The organism is Arthrobacter sp. 10N43 (genome assembly GCF_056394525.1).
The window spans coordinates 98640-123338 of sequence record NZ_JBFTIA010000010.1 but is presented as its reverse complement, the minus strand read 5'-3'; the positions used below and the strand labels follow the sequence as shown (position 1 = coordinate 123338).

General features: G+C 68.1%; 21 protein-coding genes. 11 read left to right on the top strand and 10 right to left on the bottom strand.

Features of this window, described 5'->3' with window-relative positions; all coding sequences use genetic code 11:
* Both AC1DDO_RS17930 and nboR read left to right on the top strand, forming a co-directional pair.
* Positions 1–223, top strand: a 223-nt coding sequence (locus AC1DDO_RS17930) for a hypothetical protein (RefSeq protein ID WP_476972450.1), incomplete at its 5' end; no start/stop codon positions are given.
* Between the two features lie 97 nt (positions 224–320).
* Positions 321–971 carry a nicotine blue oxidoreductase gene (gene nboR, locus AC1DDO_RS17925; RefSeq protein ID WP_476972449.1) on the top strand — a complete coding sequence of 217 codons (651 nt, stop codon included), beginning with the start codon at positions 321–323 and terminating at the stop codon, positions 969–971.
* Positions 972–994: 23 nt separating this feature from the next.
* Here the strand turns inward: nboR and AC1DDO_RS17920 are convergent, their stop codons facing one another.
* The 9 genes from AC1DDO_RS17920 to AC1DDO_RS17880 form a co-directional block, all read right to left on the bottom strand.
* On the bottom strand, positions 995–1636 hold the full coding sequence (locus tag AC1DDO_RS17920) for a uracil-DNA glycosylase (protein WP_476972448.1): 642 nt from the start codon (positions 1634–1636) through the stop codon (positions 995–997).
* Between the two features lie 38 nt (positions 1637–1674).
* On the bottom strand, positions 1675–2658 hold the full coding sequence (locus AC1DDO_RS17915) for an aldo/keto reductase (RefSeq protein ID WP_476972447.1): 984 nt from the start codon (positions 2656–2658) through the stop codon (positions 1675–1677).
* 70 nt (positions 2659–2728) lie between these two features.
* A complete protein-coding gene (locus tag AC1DDO_RS17910) occupies positions 2729–3472 on the bottom strand; it encodes an aspartate/glutamate racemase family protein (protein WP_476869836.1) in 744 nt (247 codons plus the stop codon).
* Between the two features lie 26 nt (positions 3473–3498).
* Positions 3499–5067, bottom strand: a complete 1569-nt coding sequence (locus AC1DDO_RS17905) for an NCS1 family nucleobase:cation symporter-1 (protein WP_476972446.1) — start codon at positions 5065–5067, stop codon at positions 3499–3501.
* 208 nt (positions 5068–5275) lie between these two features.
* A complete protein-coding gene (locus tag AC1DDO_RS17900; RefSeq protein WP_476972445.1) occupies positions 5276–8155 on the bottom strand; it encodes a molybdopterin-dependent oxidoreductase in 2880 nt (959 codons plus the stop codon).
* 2 nt (positions 8156–8157) lie between these two features.
* On the bottom strand, positions 8158–9120 hold the full coding sequence (locus AC1DDO_RS17895) for an FAD binding domain-containing protein (RefSeq protein ID WP_476972444.1): 963 nt from the start codon (positions 9118–9120) through the stop codon (positions 8158–8160).
* Positions 9111–10394, bottom strand: coding sequence for an XdhC family protein (locus AC1DDO_RS17890; RefSeq protein WP_476972443.1), 1284 nt, complete (start codon positions 10392–10394; stop codon positions 9111–9113). Before AC1DDO_RS17890 ends, AC1DDO_RS17895 begins: the two co-directional genes overlap by 10 nt.
* Before the next feature lie 17 nt (positions 10395–10411).
* The gene (locus tag AC1DDO_RS17885; protein WP_476972442.1) at positions 10412–10906 is read right to left on the bottom strand and encodes a nucleoside deaminase; all 495 of its coding nucleotides are present in this window, start codon (positions 10904–10906) and stop codon (positions 10412–10414) included.
* Between the two features lie 298 nt (positions 10907–11204).
* Positions 11205–11489, bottom strand: coding sequence for a hypothetical protein (locus AC1DDO_RS17880; RefSeq protein ID WP_476972441.1), 285 nt, complete (start codon positions 11487–11489; stop codon positions 11205–11207).
* A gap of 379 nt (positions 11490–11868) precedes the next feature.
* Between AC1DDO_RS17880 and pucL the strand changes: the two genes are divergently transcribed.
* Positions 11869–12777, top strand: coding sequence for a factor-independent urate hydroxylase (gene pucL / locus AC1DDO_RS17875; RefSeq protein ID WP_476972440.1), 909 nt, complete (start codon positions 11869–11871; stop codon positions 12775–12777).
* Positions 12778–12959: 182 nt separating this feature from the next.
* The gene (locus tag AC1DDO_RS17870; protein WP_476972439.1) at positions 12960–14483 is read left to right on the top strand and encodes a nucleobase:cation symporter-2 family protein; all 1524 of its coding nucleotides are present in this window, start codon (positions 12960–12962) and stop codon (positions 14481–14483) included.
* Positions 14484–14592: 109 nt separating this feature from the next.
* Here AC1DDO_RS17870 and AC1DDO_RS17865 read toward each other — a convergent pair whose 3' ends face one another.
* Positions 14593–15348, bottom strand: a complete 756-nt coding sequence (locus tag AC1DDO_RS17865; protein WP_476869735.1) for an IclR family transcriptional regulator — start codon at positions 15346–15348, stop codon at positions 14593–14595.
* 204 nt (positions 15349–15552) lie between these two features.
* On the opposite strand from AC1DDO_RS17865, the gene AC1DDO_RS17860 reads away from it, so the two are divergent.
* The 7 genes from AC1DDO_RS17860 to gcl all read left to right on the top strand — a co-directional run bounded on the left by AC1DDO_RS17860 (position 15553) and on the right by gcl (position 24698).
* Positions 15553–16977 carry an NAD-dependent malic enzyme gene (locus AC1DDO_RS17860; RefSeq protein WP_441409642.1) on the top strand — a complete coding sequence of 475 codons (1425 nt, stop codon included), beginning with the start codon at positions 15553–15555 and terminating at the stop codon, positions 16975–16977.
* Positions 16978–17013: 36 nt separating this feature from the next.
* Positions 17014–18612 carry a malate synthase A gene (aceB, locus tag AC1DDO_RS17855; protein WP_476972438.1) on the top strand — a complete coding sequence of 533 codons (1599 nt, stop codon included), beginning with the start codon at positions 17014–17016 and terminating at the stop codon, positions 18610–18612.
* Between the two features lie 72 nt (positions 18613–18684).
* A complete protein-coding gene (locus tag AC1DDO_RS17850; protein WP_476972451.1) occupies positions 18685–19971 on the top strand; it encodes a DUF6986 family protein in 1287 nt (428 codons plus the stop codon).
* Positions 19968–20780, top strand: coding sequence for a bifunctional allantoicase/(S)-ureidoglycine aminohydrolase (locus tag AC1DDO_RS17845; protein ID WP_390206482.1), 813 nt, complete (start codon positions 19968–19970; stop codon positions 20778–20780). The genes AC1DDO_RS17850 and AC1DDO_RS17845 overlap by 4 nt, the downstream gene beginning before the upstream one ends.
* Positions 20781–21006: 226 nt before the next feature.
* Positions 21007–21807, top strand: coding sequence for a hydroxypyruvate isomerase family protein (locus AC1DDO_RS17840; RefSeq protein ID WP_476972437.1), 801 nt, complete (start codon positions 21007–21009; stop codon positions 21805–21807).
* Positions 21808–21873: 66 nt separating this feature from the next.
* Positions 21874–22752: a 2-hydroxy-3-oxopropionate reductase gene (locus AC1DDO_RS17835; protein ID WP_476972436.1), complete on the top strand. Its 879-nt coding sequence runs from the start codon at positions 21874–21876 to the stop codon at positions 22750–22752.
* 155 nt (positions 22753–22907) lie between these two features.
* Complete coding sequence (gene gcl / locus AC1DDO_RS17830) at positions 22908–24698, top strand: glyoxylate carboligase (RefSeq protein ID WP_476972435.1); 1791 nt, start codon at positions 22908–22910, stop codon at positions 24696–24698.
* Position 24699: the final 1 nt, after the last annotated feature.

Genomic DNA, 24699 nt, shown 5'->3' with positions numbered 1-24699 from the left:
CGAGTTCGCCTCGCTCGGCGCCGACGGCTTCGGCTTCTCCGACACCCGCGCCGCGGCACGCCGCTTCTTCAAGAACGACATCCACTCCGTGGTGGTCCGTTCCCTGCAGATGCTCGCCCGCCGCGGCGAAGTCGACGCCCAGGCGCCCGGCTACGCGATGGACCGTTACAAGCTCCTGGATGTCAACGCCGGGACCACCGGCGGAGCGGGCGGCGACGCCTGACCCCATCGATCAGGCAGTTGACGGCAGTGTTCCCCAGGAACACTGCCGTCAACTGTTATATGGGCTGGATAGGCTGGCGGTTGCATAGGCTGGGGCCATGGCTGACTCATCGGAACGGCTCACGACGGCGGCACAGACGACGTCGACACGGACGACGGCGGTCCTGCTCGCCGCCGGAGCCGGGACCCGGCTGGGCCTCGGACCCAAGGCGCTGCTCCCGTTCCGGGGCCGCACGCTGGTTGAAGTGCTCGCCGCGGTGCTGCTCGACGGCGGCTGCCGTGAAGTCGTGGTGGTCCTGGGCGCCGACGCGGCCAGGGTCCGCGCCGCCACCGACCTCGACCGGCACACGGTCATCGAAAACCCCGACTGGGCTACCGGGATGGGCGGCTCGTTCCGGGCCGGCGTTGCCACGGCGGACCCGGCGGACCACGTGCTGATCGCGCTGGTGGACCAGCCGGGCCTGGGCCCGGAGGCCGTCGCCCGGCTGCTGGCAGCCCACCGGCCGGGCCGCGTGACGGCCGCCGCCTATCGCGATGCGGAGGGCAAGCTGCGGTGGGGGCATCCGCTGCTGCTCGACGCCGGCCTTCGCGCCGAAGCCGCGGAAACGGCAACGGGCGACGCCGGAGCGCGCGTCTTCCTGCAGGAGCACCCGGACCTGGTTGACCTGGTGGACTGCAGCGACCTCTCCGGCGGCGAGGACCTCGACTCCCCCGACCAGCTGCACCTTCTGGACTCGGGTCCCCAATAGCAACGGGGTCAGCAACACCGGTTTTAGCACAGGCAGGCTAAAAGCTCCTGCAGGCCAAGCTTGAACCCGGCCCTGCCGCCGTGGGCGGGATGCCTGACTTTCGGCACGCCCAGGCCACTGAGCTGCAGGCTGCGGTGCGCCACATTGCCCACGGCCACCACGGATTCGATCGGAAACGCTTCCGTCAGCGCCTGCCAAAACGGAGTTCCAAGGGCAACTTCGGAGGCCCTTGGCGTTCTGTTGGACAGCGGCCGGCCAGGTACGTGCGTGTGCCACGGGCAGGCACTCCACAGCAGCGGCAAGAATTCCAGTTCGGCCAGCACCTCCCACATCACCGTGGCCGTCGGTTCCGCCGCGATTCCCGCGGCATCTGCCGGCAGCGCGTAGCCCTTCCCCGGCCCGAACAGCCCGAATGAGTTGGCGTCTCCCTCGAACATGGTGCGGTTGGTGAACGGAACTCCGGTGATTCGCATACCGCGGAAGCCCGGCGCTTCGCCCAACAGCAGCACCTTCGGACGCCTGTCCAGCATTTCCTGCAGATAGAGCTCCAGGTTCCGGCGCCGCTGGGCATTGCCGGCTTCGCTAAAGTCGAAGAAATTGTTGCATCCCGGGCCGGTCTCCACGGATGCCAGCCGCTCGACGAAGGCCCTGATGGAAGCAGTCATTCACCGGCCCGATCCGCTACGGCAGCCACGGTCCAGTCCTACCATCGGGGGTGGATCGATTCGCGGAAGTAGCGGTCATAGATTTCGCGGACGCCGACGTCGAACGTTGCGTCAATGCCGCTGGCATCCGCCGCGGCGGCGTTGGCGCGCGCCTGGTCCACGTTCCGCGCGCCCGGGATCACCGTGCTGACGCCGTCCTGCGCCGCGATCCAGGCGATGGCCGCCTGGGCGGTGCTGACGCCGTCGGGCACCAGTTCCTCGAACTCGGTCACCGCTTTGAGGCCTTGCCCGAAGTCCACGCCGGAGAAGGTTTCCCCGACGTCGAACGCCGATCCGGTGCGGTTGTAATTCCGGTGGTCGTCCGCCGCGAAGGACGTCTCCGCGGTGTATTTGCCGGAGAGCAGCCCGGAGGCGAGCGGGACGCGGGCGATGATGCCCACCCCTGCGGCCTCAGCCGCGGGCAGCGCCTCGTCCAACGGCTTGAGCCGGAAGGCATTGAAGATGATCTGCACTGTGGCCGTGCCTTCGTGGCGGATTGCCTCGAGGGCTTCCTCGGCCCGTTCCACACTGACGCCGTAGTTGCGGATGACGCCCTCGGCCACGAGCGTGTCCAGCGCGTCGTAGACCTCGGTGTTGCTGTACACGGCCGTGGGCGGGCAGTGCAGCTGGACCAGATCCAGCTGCTCGACGCTCAGGTTGCGCCGCGACCGGTCCGTCCATGCGCGGAAGTTGGCGAGGTTGTAGTTCTCCGGGCGCTGCTCCGCGCGGCGGCCCATCTTGGTGGCCACCGTGATGTCCAGGCCGGGGTTGTCTGCCAGGAACGCCCCGATGGCCTGCTCGCTGCGGCCGTCGCCATAGACGTCCGCGGTGTCGAAGAACGTGACACCAGCTTCCACGGAGGCCGCCAGGATGGCCTGCGCCTGAGCTGGGTCCACGTTGCCCCAGTCGGCGCCCAGTTGCCAGGTCCCCAAGCCAACGATGGAGACATTACGTCCGGTCCTGCCCAAGATTCGCTGTTCCATCGTCCGACTATAGGCCGTTAGCGGTCTCCACATGAGGGATCCGACGTCGTCGGGAGCTGTCTGGTTCGGATCACGGCGTGGCCGGTGCGGGGGCTGCCACCAGCGGCCAGCCGATGACCGACTTGGGGCGCGGGGTGGCATAGGTCCGGACTTTGGACGTGCTCAGCCGCAGCCGGACCAGCGATTCAGCGATAGTGACGGCGGCAGCCACGCCGTCCACCACAGGGACGCCGGCACGCTTCCGGATCTCCTCGTCCAGCCCGGCCATGCCGCCGCAGCCGAGGACAATGACTTCCGCTTTGTCCTCCCGGACGGCCAGCAGCGCTTGTTCGATGATGGCCTCCACTGCACGCTGCGGATGCTCCTCCAGTTCCAGGACGGCCATGCCGCTGGCCCGGACCGAGGCGCACCGGGCGTCGAGGCCGGCCAGCTTCAGCCGGTCCTCGATCAGCGGAACGGCACGGTCCAGGGTGGTGATCACTGAGTACTTATGGCCAAGGAACATTGCGGTGCTCGCGGCCGCCTCGGTGATGTCCACGACCGGAACGTCGAGGAGCTCCTGGAGCCCTTCGCGGCCGTGCTCGCCGTAGCCGGCCTGGACAACGGCGTCGAACGGCTCCGGGTAGGACAGGACCGCGTCCATGACGGCGATCGCGGCGAGGTAGCTTTCAAAGTTTCCCTCACAGGAGTCCGCTCCGAAGCGGGGAGTGAGCCCGACGATTTCCGTGTCCGGAAGCGCGGCCTGGCGTGCCTGCTCGGCGATGGAGTCCGTCATGGACTGGGTGGTGTTGACGTTGGCGACAAGAATGCGCATTGTGCTTTTCGGCTTTCAGACGGGGGTCAGTGGGTGCTGGCGACGGCGATTGCCTCGCCGTCGACGTCGTCCAGCCGCTGGGAGCGGTCCGAAATGACGTAGTAGACAACCGCGGCGATTCCGGCTGCGACGAACCACGCGAACGGGGCGGCGGCGTCGAGCGCCGGAACAAAGGCGACCAGGAGCGCAACGCAGGCGGCCGGCACCATGGCGATGATCGCCCGGGGATTGAAGCCGTTCTTGTAGTAGTAGGCTCCTGCCGGGTTCTCGGTGTAGAGCTCCAGCACGTTGACCCTGCCGCGGCGCAGCAGCCAGTAGTCGGCCATCACGACGCCGAAGAGAGGGCCGAGCAGCGCTCCGAGTCCTCCCAGGAAGTACACGATCACGAGCGGGTTGTTGTAGAGGTTCCACGGCAGGATGACGAGGCCGATCGTGCCGCTGACCCAGGCCGCCTTGCGGAAGTTCAGGTGCTTCGGAAAGAGGTTGGTCAGGGCGTAGACGGGAGCCACAAAGTTGGCCATCAGGTTCACGGCGATGGTCAGGATCAGCAGCGCCAGGCAGGCCAGGACAAGGAACAGCGTGTTCGGGATGGTCTGGACGATGTCCGACGGGCTCTCGATGACCGTGCCGTTGATCTTGAACTGGCCACCGGCCATGACCACCACGATCGCGCCGAAGAGGAGCATGTTGATGGGGATGCCCCAGAAGTTGCCCCGCACCACGGCCTTCTTGGAGACGGCGGACCGGGTGAAGTCACAGAAGTTCAAGACGAACGTGCCGTAGATGGCCACCCACAGAGCACCGCCGGCAAAGATGGTGCGCCACATTTCGGCGCCTTCGAGGGGGTTGTTCGAGGCCCAGGCGATGGAACCGCCGGCTTCGACGAAGATCCAGACGGCGATGGACGCCATGGTCACCAGGATGATGGGCCCGGCGAAGGCCTCATACTTGCGGATCATTTCCATGCCGAAACTGACGATGACCAGCTGGACGATCCAGAGGAACACGAATGATGCCCAGCCCAGCGTGGAGAGGCCGAGGAGGGAGTTGGCGTCCAGGTCCCGCAGCGAGGGAACCATGGCCACGAGCATGACGCGGAGCACCACTGACGCCAGGTAGGTCTGGATACCGAACCATGCCACGGCCACTGCCCCGCGCAGAAGGCTGGCGATCTGGGCTCCCCTGATGCCGAAGCTGATCCGGCTCATGACGGGGAACGGGACACCGGTCTTGACGCCCATGAAGCCAGAAAAGCTGAGCAGCGCAAACAGCAGGACGGCCCCGATTCCCAAGGCGAGAAGGATCTGCCAGCCGCCCAGTCCGAGCGCGAAGAGCCCGATGGCGAAGCCATAGTTTCCAAGGCTGTGGACGTCGTTGGCCCAGAGGGTGAAAATGCTGTAACTGGTCCAGCGACGACCTTCCCGCTTCGTCGGGGCAAGGTCGATGTTGTACAGGGAGGGGCTGATCGTTCGGCCGGAGGCGGCGCTGGCTGCATCGCAAAGGGCGTCGACACCCATGGAAGGGTGGGTAGCTTTGCCCAAGTCAGCTGCGGTGTCGGGTGCCGGGTCGACGCCGGTCAACGGGGTCGTCTGCATCGTGATCTCGCTTCTTGAAGATGTCTTCCATGCATTCCGCATTGGGATTTCGCCGGAAACAACCGGCAGGAGCGTCGTTGCTCTAATTCCACAATGCGGAAGATGGGTATCGGGTAGTGAAATAACGGTATGACCTGGATCACGCATCGGTCAAGGGTTACCGGATTACGGCAAGTCACAAACGGTTGCTACGACCCCCAAGTTGGTTTTAGCGGGAGGGGACGAGCCCGGCCGCTTTGAGGCCGAGGTAGATCTTGTCCCGGGAGATCGGCAGCTGGGAGAACCTCACGCCGGTGGCGTTCCGGATGGCGTTCGCCAGGGCCGGCGCCACCGGATTGAACGGGCTCTCGCTCATCGACTTCGCGCCCAGCGGGCCCAGCTTGTCGGCCGTGTCGGCGAAGTACACCTCGCTGCGCGGCACGTCCGCGAACGTGGGGACGTGGTACTGCCGCAGGACGTCGGTGGTGACGCGGCCGGCGTCGTCGACCTTGACTTCCTCGTACAGCGCAGAGCCGAGGGCCTGCGCGATCCCGCCCTCGATCTGGCCGCGGCACTGGCGCGGATTGACCACCACGCCGGCGTCGGCCGCCTGCACGCTTTGCAGGATCCGCAGCTCCCCCGTCCCGGCATTCACGGCCACCCGGAAGCCCTGGACGTTGAACGCCACCGAACGCGGCGTCCCGCCCCAATGCCCCTCGGCGGCGAGCTCGACGCCGGCTTCCGCCGCGGCGTCGTAAATTTCCGTCAGCGGCACCCGGGTCCCCTCACAGACCACGGCGTCCCCGTCCAGCAGGCAGCGGGAGGACTGAACCCCGCGGATGCCGGCGGCGAAACCGCGGATGCGGACGGCGAGGTCCTCGGCGGCCGCCAGCGTCGCCTTGCCCGCCACCACGGTGCCGGCGGATCCGAACGCACCGGAATCATGGTCCACGAGGTCGGTGTCGGACTGCCGAACGGTGACGCGTGCGGCGTCGGTGGACAGCGCCGTGGCCGCGAGCTGCGCGTGGACCGTGGTGGTGCCGTTGCCGAATTCTGCCGTCCCGACGTCGGCGGCGTACGTTCCGTCCGGCAGGAGCCGGAGCCTGGAGTGGGCAAAGTGGCCGCGCGGCGGGACGGTGTCGATCATGGACAGGGCCGTCCCCTGCCCGACCATCCAGTCCGGTCCCAGGGTGTGGTGGCCGGCCGCGCGGTCGCGTTCCAGGCCGCGTGCCAGGGCATCCTCCACCAGCTTGGTGCACTGGTCCAGGCCGTAGCTGCCGTAGCGGACGTCCTCCTGGGGCTCGTCCCGGGTGGACAGCATGTCGTCGCCTTCCCGGACCATGTTCCGGCGGCGGAACTCCAGGGGGTCCATGCCGATCCCGGTCGCGAGCTCGTCGATGCCGGATTCGATCGCGAAGATCATCTGGCTCAGCCCGTAGCCGCGGAAAGCGCCCGAGGGCGCGGTGTTGGTGTACACGGCGTGGGCGTCCACTTTCTTGTTGGCGCACTTGTACACCCCCAGCGACTCGCCGCAGCCGTGGAACATCACTCCGGGCGCGTGGTTGCCGTAGGCGCCGGTATTCGTGAGCACCTCCAGCTGCAGTGCGGTCAACCGGCCGTCGCGGCTGGCGCCGGCCTTGAGATGGATGGTGAACGGATGCCTGGTGGTGGCTGCCGTGAACTGTTCGGTCCGGGTGAATTCAAGCTGCACGGGCCGGTTGAGCTTCAGGATGGCCAGCGTGACGACGTCCTCGGTGAGCACTTCCTGTTTGCCGCCAAACCCGCCGCCCACCCGTCCCGCCACCACCCGGATCTGCTCCTCGGGCAGGCCGAAGACCCGGGCCAGGGTCCGCCGGACCAGGAACGGGACCTGGCTGGAGGTGCGGATCAGCAGCCGCCCGTCGCCGCCGACGGAGGCGATGGACGCATGGGTTTCAAGCGCCATGTGCTGCACCCGCTGGGTCCGGTAGGTGTGCTCGTGGATGAAGTCCGCGGCGGCGAAGCCGGCCGCCACATCGCCGAGCTCGGAATGCAGTTCCGCCACGACATTGCGTTCCGGCTGGCTGATGCGGGCCGTGGCCGCGTCCTTGTCTCCGTGGATGGCTGGGGCGCCGGGGAGCATGGCCTGCTCCGGGGTGAAGACAGCCTCCAGCAGTTCGTAGTCAACCTTGAGGGCCCGCACGCCCGCCTCCGCCGCCGCCACGGTCACGGCGACGACGGCGGCGACCCGCTGGCCGGTGAACCGCACGACGTCGTCGAACACGAGGGTGTCGTCCGGGTCGTCGGTGTAGAGCTCGTGCTGGGCGGTGGAAAACAGCTGCGACGGGGAGTCACGGTGGGTAAGGACCGCTTCGACTCCGGGAATGGCCAGCGCGGCCGCCGCGTCGATGGAGCGGATGCGGGCGTGGGCGTGCGGGGAGCGCAGCAGCTTCATGTGCAGCAACCCGGGCAGTTCCCCGGCCGGGACGTCCAGGGTGTAGCGGGCCTGTCCGGTGACGACGGCGAGGCTGGCGGGGGCGGGAACGTCGTCTCCCAGCTGCCCGGGGCGTGGCTCCGGCTGGCCCGGCCCGGCGATCCCGGATCCCGAGCCGGCGGGGTCCGGGTGCCTGGATTTGCCGTGCGCGGCCTCCCCGCAGACGGCGTCCTCGATGGCGCGGTATCCCGTGCACCGGCACAGGTTGCCCTTGAGGTTGCGGGGCAGGTCCGCCTTCTGCCCGTCGTCGAAGGCGGCCGCCGTCATCACCAGGCCGGCCGTGCAAAAACCACACTGGAAGCCCTGCCGGTCCAGGAACTGCTGCTGCATCGGGTGGAGCGCGGCGCCGGCGGGGGCGTCAGCAGCCTGGGAGGCATCGGAGGCGCAGGTGGCGGCCAGGCCTTCGATGGTGGTGACGGCCCGGCCCTCCGCGCGGACGGCGGGATAGATGCAGCTGTGCACGGGCATCCCGTCCACGTGCACCGTGCACGCGCCGCAGTCGCCGGCGTCGCAGCCCTTCTTCACGCCCAGGTTCCCCTGCTCACGCAGGAACGTCCGCAGGCACTGGCCCGGGCGGGGTTCGGCCGGCGCCGGGGCGCCGTTGATCTCGATGGGGCGGTTGATCTCAGCTGCCATGGTCAGGCCCCTTCCGCCCGGAACGCGGCGGGCAAGGGCCTGCCCCGCGGCGGCCAGAAGTCACCGGATACCCGCGGCGGCTCGTGGCCTGCCGGGCCGGTGAGTTCGGCCAGGATTTCGTGGGCCAGCCGGTACGTCATGTCCTTGCGCCATTCGGGCAGGCCGTGGACGTCGTCGTGGTACAGCTCGTCCGGGATTGCGGCATCCAGGGCCCCGGCAAGGGCCCCAGTAAGGACCCCGGGGAGAGCGTCCGCGGGCGCCGCAGCACTGGTTTTCAGGCGCAGCTGGACAGGGTGTCTAGTCGCTGCGGTGACGGTCAGGACCAGCCTGCCGCCGGCGTCGAGCCTGCCGATCAGCAGCACCGCGGACCTGCCCAGGTTGCTTAGCGACAGCCGACGGAACGCCACCCGGGAGCACAGGGCCGACGCCGGCATGCTCACGCTGCGCAGGAGCTCGCCGGGAGCGAGGGCGTTGGTTCCGTCGCCCGTGACGAAGTCCAGCACCGGAAGCGTGCGGGCGCCGCCGCCGGGGCCCAAAATGGTGGCTGTGCCCTCGAGCGCCGCGCAGAGCGAGATGATGGGCCCGGCAGGCAGGGCGGTACACAGGTTGCCGCCCACCGTGGACATGTTCCAGACCTTGAAGGACGCCACAAACGACTCGCAGCACGGCCGGACGAGCTCCACGCCGGGCCAGTCCCCGGCCAGCCCCCGGCCGGCATCCGAATCGGGGAAAGCATAGAGTTGCGCGATGGTGCAGGTTGCCGCCAGCTCGATGCCCGCCGGCGAGACGGCCAGGGGCGTCCAGTCCGTTCCGCCGAGGTCCAGGAGACGCCAGAGCGGCTCCTCCCCGGCGGCGGGGCTCCCGGCGGAGAACAGCACGGTTCCCCCGGCGAGCCAGGCGTCCCCTTCGCGCCAGTCGGCCGGATCCGTTGTGCGGACCACGGCTTCGATGGTGTTCATGTCCATGGGGCCTCCTGACGTACCGGGATGCCGGCGCTGCTGTCGGGGTGGTTACTGTCGGGGTAGCTGCTGTCGTGATGAGCTGGAGCATAGTGGTGGATCGGGCCGCTGGCGTCCTTGAGGGACACGCTGCCCTGGGCCAGCCCGGCGGACGCGCTCCGGTTGGCCACGATTTCCGCCGCGATGGACACCGCCACCTCTTCCGGCGTGACGGCGCCGAGGTCCAGGCCGATGGGCGAGTGCAGCCGGGCCAGGTCCCGTTCGGCCACACCGGTCCGCCGCAGGGCATCGATCCGGGCGCTGTGGCTGCGCCTGGACCCCATGGCACCGACGTAGGCCACATCCAGGGCAAGCGCGGCCTGCAGGAGCGGGACATCGAATTTCGGATCATGCGTGAGCACGCAGATGGCCGTCCGGGAATCGGTGCGCCCGGCCCCCACCTGGTCCGCGAGGTACCGGTGCGGCCAGGCCGTGGCGATTTCGTCCGCGGCGCTGAACCGGTCCTGCTGCGCGAAGGCCGGACGCGCATCGCACAACGTGACGTGGAAGCCCAGGAGTTTCGCGGCCGGCAGCAGTGCCGCACCAAAGTCATTGGCGCCGAAGATCAGCAGGCGCGGCGCGGGCAGCCGGCTCTCCACCAGCAGGCTCACGGGCTCCGGCCGGCAATCCCCCGCAGACGCGAGCCGGACCAGCCCGGTGCGGCCTCCCCGCAGCAGCGGTTCCAGCTGGGCTGCCGCTGCCACCAGCATGCGCGAGGCACCGGCGGGGCCGGGGGCCCCCGGCAGTTCAGCTCCCAGCAGCGCGGCCAGTTCGGCGGACTGCACCGCTTGGAAGGCCGGGGGGTCAGCAACCACGACGGCGCCGCCCCCGCCGGCGTCCACCCTGCGGATCAGCGCCGCCCCGCTGCCCGGCTGCCGCCGAGCCAGGCCGTGCAGGCTCTCCAGCCGCAGCCGGCCGGGCCCGGAGCCCAGGGGTTCGATGTGGATTTCCAGCCCGCCGCCACAGGTCAGGCCGGCGGCAAACGCGTCCTCGGCGCTGTAGCCGAAGAACTCCCGGCGCGTCCCGCCGTCGCGCAGTGCCTCCAGGGCCGACTCCACGACGGCCCCTTCAATGCAGCCGCCGGACAGGCTGCCCAGCACTTCGCCGGCGTCGGAAACCAGCATGGACGTGCCCACGGGCCTCGGCACCGATCCTGACGTGCCCACCACGGTGGCCACCGCGCAGCGCTGCCCGGAGGCGGCCGGCCGCCAGGTGGCCAGGTGCGGGAGCAGATCCAACATTGCCGCAGGCCCCGGCGCTAGTACTCGGTCCTGGACTTGAGCGAGTTCCAGGCATTGAAGGGGTCCAGGACCGCGGGGGCGTGCGGGTCGGTCAGTTCCAGCCTGCCCACCGGCATGAGCGCGTCGCGCTGATCGTTTTCGAAGTATTCGTAGAAGACGGCATCATCGAAGCCGGCCGACGCGGCATCGTGCCGGTCCGCGGCGAACACCACGCGCGACACCCGCGCCCACAGCGCTGACGCCAGGCACATGGGGCACGGCTCGCAGCTGCAGTAGAGCGTGGCGCCGCTGAGATCGAATGTGCCAAGTTCGCGGCAGGCCCGCCGGATGGCAGTGACTTCGGCGTGCGCGGTGGGATCGTTGGTGGCGGTGACGCGGTTGACGCCGTCGAACGCTTGGCCCTCCGCGGTGACCACGACGGCGCCGAACGGGCCGCCGCTGTCCAGGACGTTGGCCGTGGCCAATTCGATGGACCTCGCCAGGAACTTCTGGGCCGTATCGGTTGCTCTCACGCTGCCACTCCCTACCTGCGGAAGCCGGTACACCGCTGCGGGAACGCAAGGGCCGGATGCGACGGTGACCAGTCTTCAGCATGTGCCTTGAAGGTTGCGCCTGGTAGATAGCGTCCCGGGACCGGGCCGCCCGCCGTTGGCAAGACTGACAGTAGCACCGGGACGTCCGCGCGGCGCCCCCAATTTAGGGGAAGCCCGGTTTCGTTGTGTGAAATCTCTGTTTCCGGGCCGTCACGCCCTGCCGTCGCACCCCCGGAAGCGCCGACCGCGCCACAGGAGGGGCCGCCGCCCGGGGCGGCTACCGCCCGAAGAGCGGCAGCGAGCGCAGCCAGCGGGAAAAGCCCCGGTCCCTGCGCTCACACTCGGCCGGAATGTAGAAGTCCGGGTCCGTGCCGCCGAACGGCAGGTACAGCTCCTGGCCCGGGGCCGGAAATTCGGGCGCCGGAACTTCAGGCGCGGGAAATTCAATGGTGGTGCTGTCCTTCTCCTGCGAGTCCATGGACTCCCCCTCATAGCTTGTGTGGCATTCGTTGTGTGTGGCCGCTTCGATGCGTTCGTTGCGCCGGATCAAACCGGTCGACACGGCTCTACGAGAAGTTCCACAATTCGGAAGTAATTTCTTGTTATGTGGAAGTCTATGTGGCGCGGGAACCGCCGGTCAAGGGTGCGGCCAGGAGTGGGCCCAGGGCTGCAGTCGCATGCCGGGACATGCCGGGACCCTCGCGGTCACAATCCGATTTTTCAAAAAGTGATGTACACCACCGCCGGACCGGGCTACGCTTAATCCCAATTCGTGGCGCAGGTCACGTAACCTGGGAGCAGCAGGCAGGGTCGTAATGAGCTGGCATCAACTGATGTCGGCTCTTTTTTGTGGGCCGACGGAATAAGAAACGCGCGGGAAACAAGCGCTTAATTTCTATGTGGGACTTTGGTGCCACATACCTGAAGTTGGGAATCAGACCATGAGCAACAAGATCGTCCTCGGCCACAACCAGTACGGAAAAGCCGAAGTCCGGGTCGTCAAGATCACCAGGGACACCGACCGCCATGAGATCGAAGACCTGAACGTCACCTCGCAGCTCCGGGGAGACTTCGCATACGCCCACCTCGAAGGCGACAACAGCCACGTGGTGGCCACGGACACCCAAAAGAACACGATCTACGCCTTCGCCCGGGACGGCATCGGCTCCCCGGAAGCCTTCCTGCTGCGGCTGGGCAAGCACTTCACCTCGAACTTCGACTGGGTCACCGGCGGCCGCTGGGCTGCCGAGTCCTACAAATGGGACCGGATCCAGGTCCACGGCACCGGGCACGACCACTCCTTCGTCCGCAGCGGCCAGGAAGTCCGCACCGCAGTCCTCGTCCGCGACGGCGCCACCGAGCACCTCATCGCAGGGCTCAAGGACCTCACCGTGCTGAAGTCGACCCAGTCCGGATTCAGCGGCTTCCCGCGGGACAAGTACACCACCCTCCCAGAGACCGCGGACCGCATCCTCGCCACGGACGTCTCGGCCCGCTGGCGCTTCAGGACCGGCACCGATTTCAGCACGTTCGACTTCAACAAGAGCTACGAGGACGTCAAGAGCCTGCTGCTGGAGGGCTTCAGCGAAAAGTACTCCCACGCCCTGCAGCAGACCCTGTTCGAGATGGGCACCAAGGTCCTGGAAGCGCACACCGAGATCGACGAGATCAAGTTCTCCATGCCCAACAAGCACCACTTCCTGGTCGACCTCTCGCCCTTCGGCCTGGACAACCCGAACGAGGTCTTCTTTGCTGCCGACCGCCCCTACGGCCTGATCGAGGCGACCGTCCAGCGCGATGACGCCAGCCCCGCGGAGATCGCCTGGAACGGGATCGCCGGCTTCTGCTAGGCCTCCCGGGCCCCGGGACTCCCTATTAGCCCCGGAGCCGGCCCGGGCCACCGGGCCGGCACCTCAGCACCTCAGCACCTCAGCACCTCAGCACCCATCAATCAACACCCTTTAGCCAGTACCCGTTAGCCAGACATTGTTAGCCGGACGACGACGTCCGCCATGAACCAAGAAGGTCTGCCATGAACGCACGCAAGAAATTGACCGCACGGTTGCCACGCACCGGCGGCACAGGAGTTTCCGGCGGCACGCCCCGCCCCGAAGACGAACGGCTCTCCATCGGAAGCAGCTTCGCCTACGGCTTCCAACACGTCCTGACCATGTACGGCGGCATCATCGCCGTCCCCCTGATCGTTGGCCAGGCCGCCGGCCTGGCGCCGGCCGACGTCGGGGTCCTGATCGCGGCCGCCCTCTTCATGGGTGGCCTGGCAACCCTGCTCCAGACGCTGGGAGTGCCGTTCTTCGGCTCCCAGCTCCCCCTGGTCCAGGGCGTTTCCTTCGCCAGCGTGGCGACCATGGTCGCCATCGTCACCGGCGGAGGCGGCCTGCCGGCCGTGTTCGGCGCCGTCATCGCCTCGGCAGCCATCGGGCTGCTGATCGCCCCGGTGTTCTCCAAGATCGTCCGGTTCTTCCCGCCGGTGGTGACGGGAACGGTCATCACCACCATCGGCCTCACCCTGATGCCCGTGGCGGCCAACTGGGCCATGGGTGGAAACAAGAAGGCCCCGGACTACGGGAGCGTGGCCAACATCGGGCTGGCGGCCATTACCCTGGCCCTCGTGCTCCTGCTGAGCAAGGTCGGCAGTGCCACCATTTCCCGCCTCTCCATCCTGCTGGCCATGGTGGCAGGAACGGGGATCGCCGTGGCGACCGGCATGGCGGACTTCTCCAAGGTCGGTGACGGCCCGATCGTCGCCTTCCCCGCACCGTTCCACCTCGGCGCCCCCACCTTCGAGGCCGCCGCCATCATCTCCATGCTGATCGTGGTCCTGGTGATCCTGACCGAGACCATGGCCGACATCCTGGCCGTCGGGGAGATCGTGGGCACCCGGGTCGACTCGAAGCGGATCGCTGCGGGCCTGCGGGCCGACATGGTCTCCAGTCTGGTGGCGCCGGTCTTCGGCTCCTTCACCCAGAGCGCGTTCGCACAGAACGTCGGCCTGGTCGCCGTCACCAAGATCAAGAGCCGCTACGTCGTGGCGGCGGGCGGTGTCATCCTGGTGCTGCTGGGCCTGCTGCCGGTGCTAGGCCGCGTGGTGGCGGCGGTTCCCACCGCCGTCCTGGGCGGCGCCGGGATCGTGCTCTTCGGCACCGTGGCCGCGAGCGGCATCCGCACCCTGGCCAAGGTGGAGTACCGGAACAACATGAACCTGATCATCGTCGCCGCCTCCATCGGCTTCGGGATGATCCCGATCGCCGCCCCCACGTTCTACGACAAGTTCCCCAGCTGGTTCGGAACGATCTTCCACTCCGGCATCAGCTCCGCCGCCGTCATGGCCATCTCGCTGAACCTGCTCTTCAACCACCTGAAGAAGGGCAACTCGGAGAACCAGTCGGTCTTCGTGGCCGGGACGGGCCGGGTCATCCGCGAGGAGGACCTCCAGTGCCTGGCCGAGGGCGACCGCTATGAGAACGGCAAACTGATCGACTGCGAGGGCAAGGAAGTCCCGGTGGCATCCTCCAAAGTCGCGGCGGACGAGCACTAGGCAGCCAGGCATCGCCGCGATCGCAGACGCTGGCGGGGCCCACAGCCGTGGGCCCCGCCAGTCGTGCCTGCGGGAAGCTTCCGGCCCGGCGGCCGGAAGCGTTCCGGGCTCAGCCCTGCTTGAGCTCGTCCGAAATCGCCCGGGCGGCGTCCCGCAGCAGGGGCACGGCCTTGTCCGCGAAGGCCTGGTCCACCCGGGAGACCGGTCCGGAGACGGAGATGGCGGCCGGCGTCGGGGCATCGGGGATGGCCATCGCGAAGCAGCGCACGCCCACCTCCTGCTCTTCCTCGTCAATGGAGTAGCCGCGCTGACGGATGAGTTCCAGGTCTTCCAGCAGCGCTTCGACGTTGCTGATGCTCTTCGGCGTGGGCGTCGGCATGCCCTGGCGTCCCACGATCCCGCGGACCGTGGCGTCGTCCAGCTGGGCCAGGATCGCTTTGCCCATGCCGGTGGCGTGCATGTAGCCGCGCTTGCCCACCTCGGTGAACATGCGCATCGAGTGCAGCGAGGGCACCTGGGCGACGTAGATGACCATGTCGGAGTCCAGGACGCCCATGTTCGCCGTTTCGCCCAGCCGGTCCACGAGCGATTTGAGCTGCGGCCTGGCGAGGGAGCCGAGCTGCTTGTTGGCCGCCTCCCCAAGCCGGATCAGCCGCGGCCCCAGCGCGTAGCGGCGGTTGGGGAGCTGCCGGATATACCCCAGGGACACCAGGGTGCGCAGGAGCCGGTGAATGGTGGGAAGGGGCAGGTCGGTGGAGTTGGATAGCTCGCTGAGCGTGACTTCACCGCCGGCATCGGTAATCAGTTCCAGAAGTTCGAAGACGCGCTCAACGGACTGCACGCCTCCCGAGGGCTTTTCAGCCATAACCATTCTCTCCTGCGCGGTCGGCATCGACATTTCTTATCCACATCGTGAAATAAGGCTGAAAATCCAAGATACAGCACCCGGCCCGCCGGGGCGATGATCCCCAAAGGGTTGTTTTTCCACTAAGCAGATAATAATATCCATAATACGAAAACATCCGTCGAAGCGTAAGCGGCCCCCACGGGCCATACCAGGAGGAACTCAATGGCGAACCCCAGCCCCGGAAATTCGATCACCCTGCGCGTGCAAGCTCCGTCCAGCTTCACGGCAACCAGCGAACTCGCGGCCGCCGTCGGCGCCGCAGGCGCAGCCATCACGGCCCTGGACGTCACAGAGTCCCACCACGAGACGCTGGTGGTCGACGTCACCTGCAACACCACCGACGACGCCCACGCCGCCCGGGTCAAGGACGCGCTCAACGCGCTCGACGGCGTCACGGTCCAGCACGTCTCGGACCGCACGTTCCTCATGCACCTTGGCGGGAAGCTCGAGGTGGTCCCGAAGGTGGCCCTGCGCAACCGCGACGACCTCTCCCGCGCCTACACCCCCGGCGTCGCCCGCGTCTGCCTGGCGATCGCCGAGGACCCCGCCGCCGCGCGGAACCTGACGGTCAAGCGCAACACGATCGCCGTCGTTACGGACGGATCGGCCGTCCTGGGCCTGGGCAACATCGGCCCGGCCGCCGCGCTCCCGGTCATGGAGGGTAAGGCAGCCCTCTTCAAGCAGTTCGCCAACGTTGACGCGTGGCCGGTCTGCCTGGACACCCAGGACACCGAGGAAATCATCATGATCGTCAAGGCCCTCGCCCCGGTCTACGGCGGCGTGAACCTCGAGGACATCGCCGCGCCGCGCTGCTTCGAGATCGAAAGCCGGCTCCGCGAGGAACTCGACATCCCGGTCTTCCATGACGACCAGCACGGCACCGCGATCGTCACCCTGGCCGCCCTGGTCAATGCCCTGCGCGTTGTGGACAAGAAGCTCTCCGAGGTCAGGATCGTGGTCTCCGGCGTCGGCGCCGCAGGCTCCGCGATCATCCAGCTCCTGAAGGCCCAGGGGGCACGGAACATCATCGCGGCCGGCCGTTCGGGAGCCATCCACTTCGGCGAACAGTACGACGACGAGCACCGCACCTGGATCGCCGAGAACACCAACGAGCGGGGCTTCTCGGGGACCCTGCACGAGGCACTCCGCGGCGCGGACGTCTTCATCGGCGTCAGCGCCCCGCACGTGATCGGCGAGGAGCAGGTTGCCTCGATGGCCGATGACGCCATTGTGTTTGCCATGGCCAACCCGACGCCGGAAATCGACCCCGTCATCGCCTCCCGGCACGCCGCCGTCGTCGCCACCGGCCGCAGCGACTTCCCCAACCAGATCAACAACGTGCTCGCCTTCCCCGGCTTCTTCCGCGGGCTGCTGGACGCCGGAGCGGCCGACATCACCCCGGCCATGCTCGTGGCCGCCGCGGAAGCGATCGCGAACCGGGTGGCGGACGATGAACTGAACGCCAGCTACATCATCCCCAGCGTCTTCGACCCCGAAGTTGCCGGAGACGTCGCCTCCGCCGTCGCCGCGGCGGCACGCGAGGGCTCCACCCACGCCGGTGCCCACGCCGTTCCGTCCCACGCCTGATTAGCAGCCTATTCGCAGCCTAGGAAAGGACCAGAAATGGCTCTCACCGTCACCGATCCCCACCCCGTCGACCGGGCCGGGGAAATCCTGACCCCGGAGGCCCTCGCCTTCGTCGAAGAACTCCACCTCCGGTTTGCCGGAACCCGCGCCGAGCTCCTCAAGGCCCGCGCCCTCAAGCGCGAGCACGTCGCCCGGACCGGCCGGCTGGACTTCCTGCCGGAGACCCAGGAGATCCGCGACGCCGACTGGAGCGTGGCCCCGGCACCCGAGGCCCTGCAGGACCGCCGGGTCGAGATGACCGGACCGGCCGCCCCGGCCAAGATGGCCATCAATGCCCTGAACTCCGGCGCGAAGGTGTGGCTCGCCGACCTCGAGGACGCCAGCACGCCCACCTGGTCCAACGTGGTCGAGTCGATCCTCAATCTCCGCGACGCCGCCGACGGCACCCTGAAATACACCTCGCCCGAAGGCAAGGAATACGCGCTGCGCACCGACGCCCCGCTCGCCGTCGTGGTGGCCCGGCCCCGGGGCTGGCACATGGCCGAACGGCACCTGCTGATCGGAGGGGAACACACCGTGGGCGCCCTGGTGGACTTTGGCCTGCACTTCTTCCACACCGCCAGGCGGCTCCTGGACAACGGCCACGGACCTTACTACTACCTGCCGAAGATGGAGAGCCACCTCGAGGCCCGGCTGTGGAACGAGATCTTCGTCTTCGCCCAGGACTACCTCGGCATCCCGCAGGGCACCGTCCGCGCCACGGTCCTGATCGAGACCATCCCGGCGGCCTTCGAGATGGACGAGATCCTCTACGAGCTCCGCGACCACGCCTCCGGCCTGAACGCCGGCCGCTGGGACTACCTGTTCAGCATCATCAAGTACTTCCGTGATGCCGGCGAAAGCTTCGTCCTCCCCGACCGTGCCACGGTCGCCATGACCGCACCGTTCATGCGGGCCTACACCGAGCTCCTGGTCAAGACCTGCCACCGCCGCGGCGCCTTCGCCATGGGCGGCATGGCGGCAGTGATCCCCAACCGGCGCGAACCCGAGGTGACCGCCCAGGCCTTCGAGAAGGTGCGGGCGGACAAGACCCGCGAAGCCGGCGACGGCTTCGACGGCTCCTGGGTGGCACACCCTGACCTGGTGCCGATCTGCCGCGAGGTGTTCGACTCCGTCCTGGGCGAGCGGCCCAACCAGCTGGACAAACAGCGGCCCGAGGTCAACGTCACCGCGGACCAGCTCCTGGACATCCGCTCCGCCCAGGGCCAGGTCACAGAGGCCGGCCTGCGGCTGAACCTCTACGTGGCCGTCGCGTACACCGCCGTCTGGATCTCCGGGAACGGCGCCGTGGCCATCCACAACCTGATGGAGGACGCCGCGACGGCGGAAATCTCGCGGTCCCAGGTCTGGCAGCAGATCCGCAACCACTCGGTGCTGGCCGACACCGGCCGGACCGTCACCCGCGAGCTGGTGACTGCCATCCTGGCCGAGGAAACCGAGAAGCTCCGCGGCGAGGTGGGCGAGGAAGCCTTCGCCCGGCACTACCTGCCGGCCAGCCGCCTGATCGGTGACATCTGCCTGTCCGAGGACTACACCGACTTCCTCACCACGCCGGCGTACGAGCTGGTGGGCTGAGGCATGGCAGCCACCTCCGCCAGCGCCCAGCCGCATCCACAGACGCAGCCCCAACCGCGCAGCCAGGGTTCCCTGACGACTGCCCTCTCCCGGGCCGACCTCGCCCGGATCGATGCGCGGCTCGCCGACACCGACCTGCTCCTGGAGCGCAGCTACCCGGGCGACGACGGCTCCCGCCAGCCGGTGCACACCGTCTACGTCCCGGCCGACCGCTTCAGCCCGGAGTTCACTGCCGACTGGGGCGCCCAGGCCCTGGCCGCGGTCGAGGCCCGTGGCGGCGTCGAAAGCCTGTGCTCGCTGCAGGGACAGGAGGCCGGACTGGCCGCCGCCGTCGCACCGCGGGTCCGGGCCAAACTCGCGCGCGAGCCGATCGAGGACCTCCGCCTGGACTTTGAGGACGGGTTCGGCGATCGGGGCGACGACGCCGAGGACGCCGCCGCGCTCACCGCGGCGTCCGCCGTGGCCGCCGCCGTGGCCGCCGGGACCGCGCCGCCCTTCATCGGGATCCGCTTCAAGTGCTTCGAGGCCGCCACCCGCGCCCGGGGCCTGCGGACCCTGGATCTCTTCGTCTCGCACCTGGCCGCGGCCGGCGAACTGCCGGACGGGCTCATCCTCACCCTGCCCAAGGTCACCACTGTGGCGCAGGTGGAGGCCATGGACTTCGCCGTGTCACGCCTCGAGGAAGTCCACTCACTGCCCGCGGGCCGGCTCCGCTTTGAGGTGCAGGTGGAAACCCCTCAGCTCATCCTGGGCCCGGACGGTACCTCGCCGGTGGCGCGCCTGCCGCACGCGGTGCCCGGCCGGATCAGCGGGCTGCACTACGGCACCTACGACTACTCCGCATCGCTGCAGATCTCCGCCGAATACCAGTCCATGGAACATCCCGTGGCGGACTTCGCCAAGGAAGTCATGCAGCTTGCCGTGGCCGGCACGGGCATCCGGCTCTCGGACGGTTCCACCAACATCATCCCGGTGGGCGAGAACGTGGAGCAGGCCTGGCAGCTCCACGGCCGGCTGGTCCGCCGGTCGCTGGAACGCGGCTACTACCAGGGCTGGGACCTCCACCCCGCCCAGCTGCCCAGCCGGTTCACCGCGACCTACGCCTTCTACCGGCAGGGGCTTCCCGCCGCCGCGGCCCGGCTCCGCAACTACGTCGAACAGACCGCCGGCGGCGTCATGGACGAGCCCGCCACGGCCCGCGCCCTCGCAGCCTTCGTGCTGCGCGGCGTCCAGTGCGGCGCCGTCGGCGCCGATGAAGTCCTGGCCCTGGCCGGCGTCGGACTCCCCCAACTCACCGTGCTGGCCCATCCGCGGCTGGCCAACACCTCCACCCCCTCTGCAGAAGGAGCACACTCATGAGCAACTACTTCTACCCCGAGGGCGGGCTTCCGCCGCAGACCCAGATCCTCTCCGACCGCGCCGTGGTCAAGGAGGCTTACACGGTCATTCCCAAGGGCGTGCTCCGGGACATCGTCACCAGCAAGCTGCCGGGCTGGACCAACACCCGGTCCTGGATCATTGCCCGGCCCATCGCCGGCTTTGCCACCACGTTCTCGCAGCTGATTGTCGAAGTAGGCCCGGGCGGCGGCGCGGATAAGCCCGAGCCCGAGGCCGGCGTCGAAGGCGTCATCTTCCTGACCAAGGGCGCCCTTTCCCTGACCCTCGAGGGGGAAATCCACAAGCTGGGAGAAGGCGGCTACGCCTACCTTGCCGCCGGAGCCCAGTGGTCCGTGGCGAACGAGTCCGGCGAGATCGCCAGCTTCCAGTGGATCCGGAAGGCCTACGAGCCGCTGGAGGGCTACACGGCGAAATCCTTCGTGACGCGCGACCAGGACGTCGAACCGCGGGCCATGCCCGACACCGACGGCGCCTGGGCCACCACCCGCTTTGTGGACCCGGAGGACCTGGCCCACGACATGCACGTCAACATCGTCACCCTCAAGCCCGGCGCCTCCATCCCCTTCGCGGAAACCCACGTCATGGAACACGGGCTCTTCGTCCTGGAAGGCAAGGCCGTCTACCGGCTCAATGACGACTGGGTGGAGGTGGAGGCCGGCGACTTCATGTGGCTGCGCGCCTTCTGCCCGCAGGCCTGCTACGCCGGCGGCCCGGGCAACTTCCGGTACCTGCTGTACAAGGACGTCAACCGCCAGATCCGCCTGACCTGAGTTCCGCAGCTGTGCAGCCAAACCGAAGTGCCCCGGCCTCCCATGGCCGGGGCACTTCGGTTTAAGCCGCACAGCCGTTGCCGGAGGCTTTGTTAACACGGGAGGGCTATTTCCGCCCAACCGTCGCCGCAACAGGGTTGACTGCCACCCGTCACACGCCTAAACTTTTCATAGAGCAAGATATTGTTTCCACAATACGAAATATGCCAGTCCGAAGGAATCCACAATGACGTACTCCGTGAACTGCTCCATCCTCCTGACGGAGCTCCCCCTGCTCGAACGCCCCGCCGCGGCGAAGGCCGCCGGCTTTGACGCCGTCGAATTCTGGTGGCCCTTCGAGACCTCCGTCCCCACGGACGCCCAGGTCACCCGGTTTGAGAACGCCATCACCGACGCCGGCGTGCAGCTCACCGGCCTGAACTTCAATGCCGGCGACATGCCGGGCGGTGACCGCGGCCTGGTCTCATGGCCCGCACGCTCGGCCGAATTCCTGGACAACGTCGACGTCGTCGCCGGGATCGGTGAGCGCCTCGGCTGCAAGGCCTTCAACGCCCTCTACGGCAACCGCATTGACGGCGAATCCGCACAGAAGCAGGACGCCATTGGCGCCGAAAACCTCGCGACGGCGGCCGACGGCGTCGCCCGCATCGGCGGCACCGTCCTCCTGGAACCCGTCAGCGGCGCACCCCGCTATCCGCTGCTGAAGGCCCAGGACGCCCTCGACGTCATTGCCCGGGTCAAGAGCGAATCCGGCGCCGGGAACATCAAGCTCCTCGCCGACTTCTACCACCTGGCCGTGAACGGCGACGACGTCGCCGCCGTCATCGAAAAGCACGCGAAGGACTTCGGCCACATCCAGATCGCCGACAACCCCGGCCGCGGGGCTCCCGGAACCGGGCAGCTTCCCCTCGGCGAATGGATCGCCCGCAGCCGCGAACTCGGCTACGCGGGCAACATCGGCCTCGAATACAAGGAGCCGGCGGAAACCGCTTTCAGCTGGGCCATCCGCCAGCACGCCGCCGGCTGATCCCCAGCACCCGCGCCCCCGCCTGCACCGGCACCGGCACCAAGAGACTTCAGTAAAGGAACCACTATGAGCAACGTTTCAGTCATCGGACTCGGCATCATGGGCCTGCCCATGGCCATCAACCTCGTCAAGGCCGGCCACACGGTCACGGGCTTCAACCGCAGCCAGGACAAGATCGACAAGCTGGTCTCCGAAGGCGGCCGCGGTGCCGGCAGCATCGCCGAGGCCGTCAAGGACGCCGACGTCGTCATCACCATGGTGCCGGACTCCCCCGACGTCGAAGCCGTGGTCAGCGGCCCCGACGGCGTCTTCGCCAACTCCCGCAAGGGCACCCTGTGGGTCGATGCCAGCAGCATCCGCCCCGACGTCGCCACACGCCTGGCCGACGACGCCAGGGCCGCAGGGATCCGCCCCCTCGACGCCCCGGTCTCCGGCGGCGAACAGGGCGCCATCGACGCCGCGCTTTCCATCATGGTGGGCGGCGACACCGCCGACTTCGAGGCCGCCGGGGAAGTCCTGGCCGCCGTCGGCAAGACGATCGTCCACGTCGGTCCCTCCGGCTCCGGCCAGACCGTCAAGGCAGCCAACCAGCTGATCGTGGCCGTCAACATCGAAGTCCTCGGCGAGGCGATCGCCTTCCTCGAGGCCTACGGCGTGGACACGGACGCCGCCCTCAAGGTCCTCGGCGGCGGCCTGGCCGGGTCCAAGGTCCTGGAGCAGAAGGGCCAGAAGATGCTGGACCGCAACTTCGATCCCGGCTTCCGCCTGGCCCTGCACCACAAGGACCTCGGCATCGTCACCGCCGCCGCCCGCGAGGCCAACGTCGCCGTCCCCCTCGGCGCCGTCGTCGCGCAGCTCGTCGCCGCGACCGTCAACCAGGGCGACGGCGGCCTGGACCACTCGGGACTCTTCAAGCAGGTCCTCCAGCTCAGCGGCCGGAAGTAACCAGGCCGAAAGAAACCAGGCCGAACTAACCGGGCCGCCAGCAGGAGCACCTCCGGCGGCGGCCGGATAAAACACAAAACCGAGCAACCGCCGTCGAACATCAACGACGGCGGCTCCCCCACCACACCCAAAAACAGACTTTCAAGGAGCACACCATGACGAAGATGCGCACCGTAGACGCAGCCGTCGCCATCCTGGAAAAGGAGGGCGCCACCGAGGCGTTCGGCCTGCCAGGCGCGGCGATCAACCCGTTCTACTCGGCCATGAGGGCCCACGGCGGTATCCGCCACACCCTGGCCCGCCACGTTGAAGGCGCCAGCCACATGGCTGACGGCTACAGCCGGGCGAAGGACGGCAACATCGGCATCTGCATCGGCACGTCCGGCCCCGCCGGCACGGACATGATCACCGGCCTGTACGCGGCATGGGCTGATTCCATCCCGATGCTCTGCATCACCGGCCAGGCCCCCGTCGCCAAGCTGCACAAAGAGGACTTCCAGGCCGTGGACATCGAGTCCATCGCCAAGCCCGTCACCAAGCTGGCCATGACCATCCTGGAACCGGGCCAGGTCCCCGGCGCCTTCCAGAAGGCCTTCGCGCTGATGCGCTCCGGCCGGCCCGGCCCCGTGCTGCTGGACCTGCCGATCGACGTGCAGATGGCAGAGATCGAATTCGACATCGACACCTACGAGCCGCTGCCCGTGGAGAAGCCCCGGGCCAGCCGGAAGCAGCTGGAAAAGGCCCTGGACATGCTCACCGCCGGCGAGCGCCCGCTGATCGTGGCCGGCGGCGGCATCATCAACGCCGGCGCGTCCGAGCAGCTCGTGGAACTGGCCGAACTGCTGAACGTCCCCGTCATCCCTACCCTGATGGGCTGGGGCGCGATCCCGGATGACCACACCCTGATGGCCGGCATGGTGGGCCTGCAGACCAGCCACCGCTACGGCAACGAGAACTTCCTGCGCAGCGACGCTGTGATCGGCATCGGCAACCGCTGGGCCAACCGCCACACCGGCGGACTGGACACCTACACCGCCGACCGCACCTTCGTGCACATCGACATCGAGCCCACCCAGATCGGCCGCGTGTTCTCCCCGGATTTCGGCATCGCCTCCGACGCCGGCGCCGCCCTGGACGGCCTGCTGGAACTGGCCCGGGAACGCCGCGCCGCCGGCTCGCTGCCGGACTACGCCGCCTGGGTGGCCGAATGCTCCGGGCGCAAAGCCACCCTGCACCGCAAGACCCACTTCGACAACGTCCCGATCAAGCCCCAGCGCGTGTACGAGGAAATGAACCGTTCATTTGGACGCGACACCACGTACGTGTCCACCATCGGCCTGGCCCAGATCGCCGGCGCCCAGATGCTGCACGTGTTCGGCCCGCGCAAGTGGATCAACGCCGGTCAGGCGGGCCCGCTGGGCTGGACTGCCCCCGCCGCGCTGGGCGTGGTCCGCGGCAAGCCGGACGAGACCGTGGTGGCCCTGTCCGGTGACTACGATTTCCAGTTCATGATCGAGGAACTGGCCGTGGGCGCGCAGTTCAACCTGCCGTACATCCACGTGGTGGTCAACAACTCCTACCTCGGCCTGATCCGCCAGTCCCAGCGCGGGTTCAACATGGAACAGAACGTGTCCCTGGCCTTTGAAAACATCAACTCCACCGAGCTCTCGGCAACCGCCAGCGGTTACGGCGTGGACCACATCAAGGTGGCCGAGGGCCTGGGCTGCAAGGCCATCCGGGTGGAAACCCCGGAGGACCTGCCCGCCGCGTTCGGCAAGGCCAAGGCGCTCATGGGCGAGTTCAAGGTTCCCGTGGTGGTCGAAGTGATCCTGGAGAAGATCACCAACATCTCCATGGGCACCGAGATCAACGCCGTCAACGAGTTCGAGGCCCTGGCCGAGACCGCCGAGGACGCCCCCACCGCCATCCTGGCCCTGCAGGCCTGAG

Bases quoted from the DNA above. Each gene is read 5' to 3' on its own strand.
- nboR (WP_476972449.1), top strand. From the start codon at position 321: ATGGCTGACTCATCGGAACGGCTCACGACGGCGGCACAGACGACGTCG.
- AC1DDO_RS17920 (WP_476972448.1), bottom strand. From the start codon at position 1,636: ATGACTGCTTCCATCAGGGCCTTCGTCGAGCGGCTGGCATCCGTGGAG.
- AC1DDO_RS17915 (WP_476972447.1), bottom strand. From the start codon at position 2,658: ATGGAACAGCGAATCTTGGGCAGGACCGGACGTAATGTCTCCATCGTT.
- AC1DDO_RS17910 (WP_476869836.1), bottom strand. From the start codon at position 3,472: ATGCGCATTCTTGTCGCCAACGTCAACACCACCCAGTCCATGACGGAC.
- AC1DDO_RS17905 (WP_476972446.1), bottom strand. From the start codon at position 5,067: ATGCAGACGACCCCGTTGACCGGCGTCGACCCGGCACCCGACACCGCA.
- AC1DDO_RS17900 (WP_476972445.1), bottom strand. From the start codon at position 8,155: ATGGCAGCTGAGATCAACCGCCCCATCGAGATCAACGGCGCCCCGGCG.
- AC1DDO_RS17895 (WP_476972444.1), bottom strand. From the start codon at position 9,120: ATGGACATGAACACCATCGAAGCCGTGGTCCGCACAACGGATCCGGCC.
- AC1DDO_RS17890 (WP_476972443.1), bottom strand. From the start codon at position 10,394: ATGTTGGATCTGCTCCCGCACCTGGCCACCTGGCGGCCGGCCGCCTCC.
- pucL (WP_476972440.1), top strand. From the start codon at position 11,869: ATGAGCAACAAGATCGTCCTCGGCCACAACCAGTACGGAAAAGCCGAA.
- AC1DDO_RS17870 (WP_476972439.1), top strand. From the start codon at position 12,960: ATGAACGCACGCAAGAAATTGACCGCACGGTTGCCACGCACCGGCGGC.
- AC1DDO_RS17865 (WP_476869735.1), bottom strand. From the start codon at position 15,348: ATGGCTGAAAAGCCCTCGGGAGGCGTGCAGTCCGTTGAGCGCGTCTTC.
- AC1DDO_RS17860 (WP_441409642.1), top strand. From the start codon at position 15,553: ATGGCGAACCCCAGCCCCGGAAATTCGATCACCCTGCGCGTGCAAGCT.
- aceB (WP_476972438.1), top strand. From the start codon at position 17,014: ATGGCTCTCACCGTCACCGATCCCCACCCCGTCGACCGGGCCGGGGAA.
- AC1DDO_RS17845 (WP_390206482.1), top strand. From the start codon at position 19,968: ATGAGCAACTACTTCTACCCCGAGGGCGGGCTTCCGCCGCAGACCCAG.
- AC1DDO_RS17840 (WP_476972437.1), top strand. From the start codon at position 21,007: ATGACGTACTCCGTGAACTGCTCCATCCTCCTGACGGAGCTCCCCCTG.
- AC1DDO_RS17835 (WP_476972436.1), top strand. From the start codon at position 21,874: ATGAGCAACGTTTCAGTCATCGGACTCGGCATCATGGGCCTGCCCATG.
- gcl (WP_476972435.1), top strand. From the start codon at position 22,908: ATGACGAAGATGCGCACCGTAGACGCAGCCGTCGCCATCCTGGAAAAG.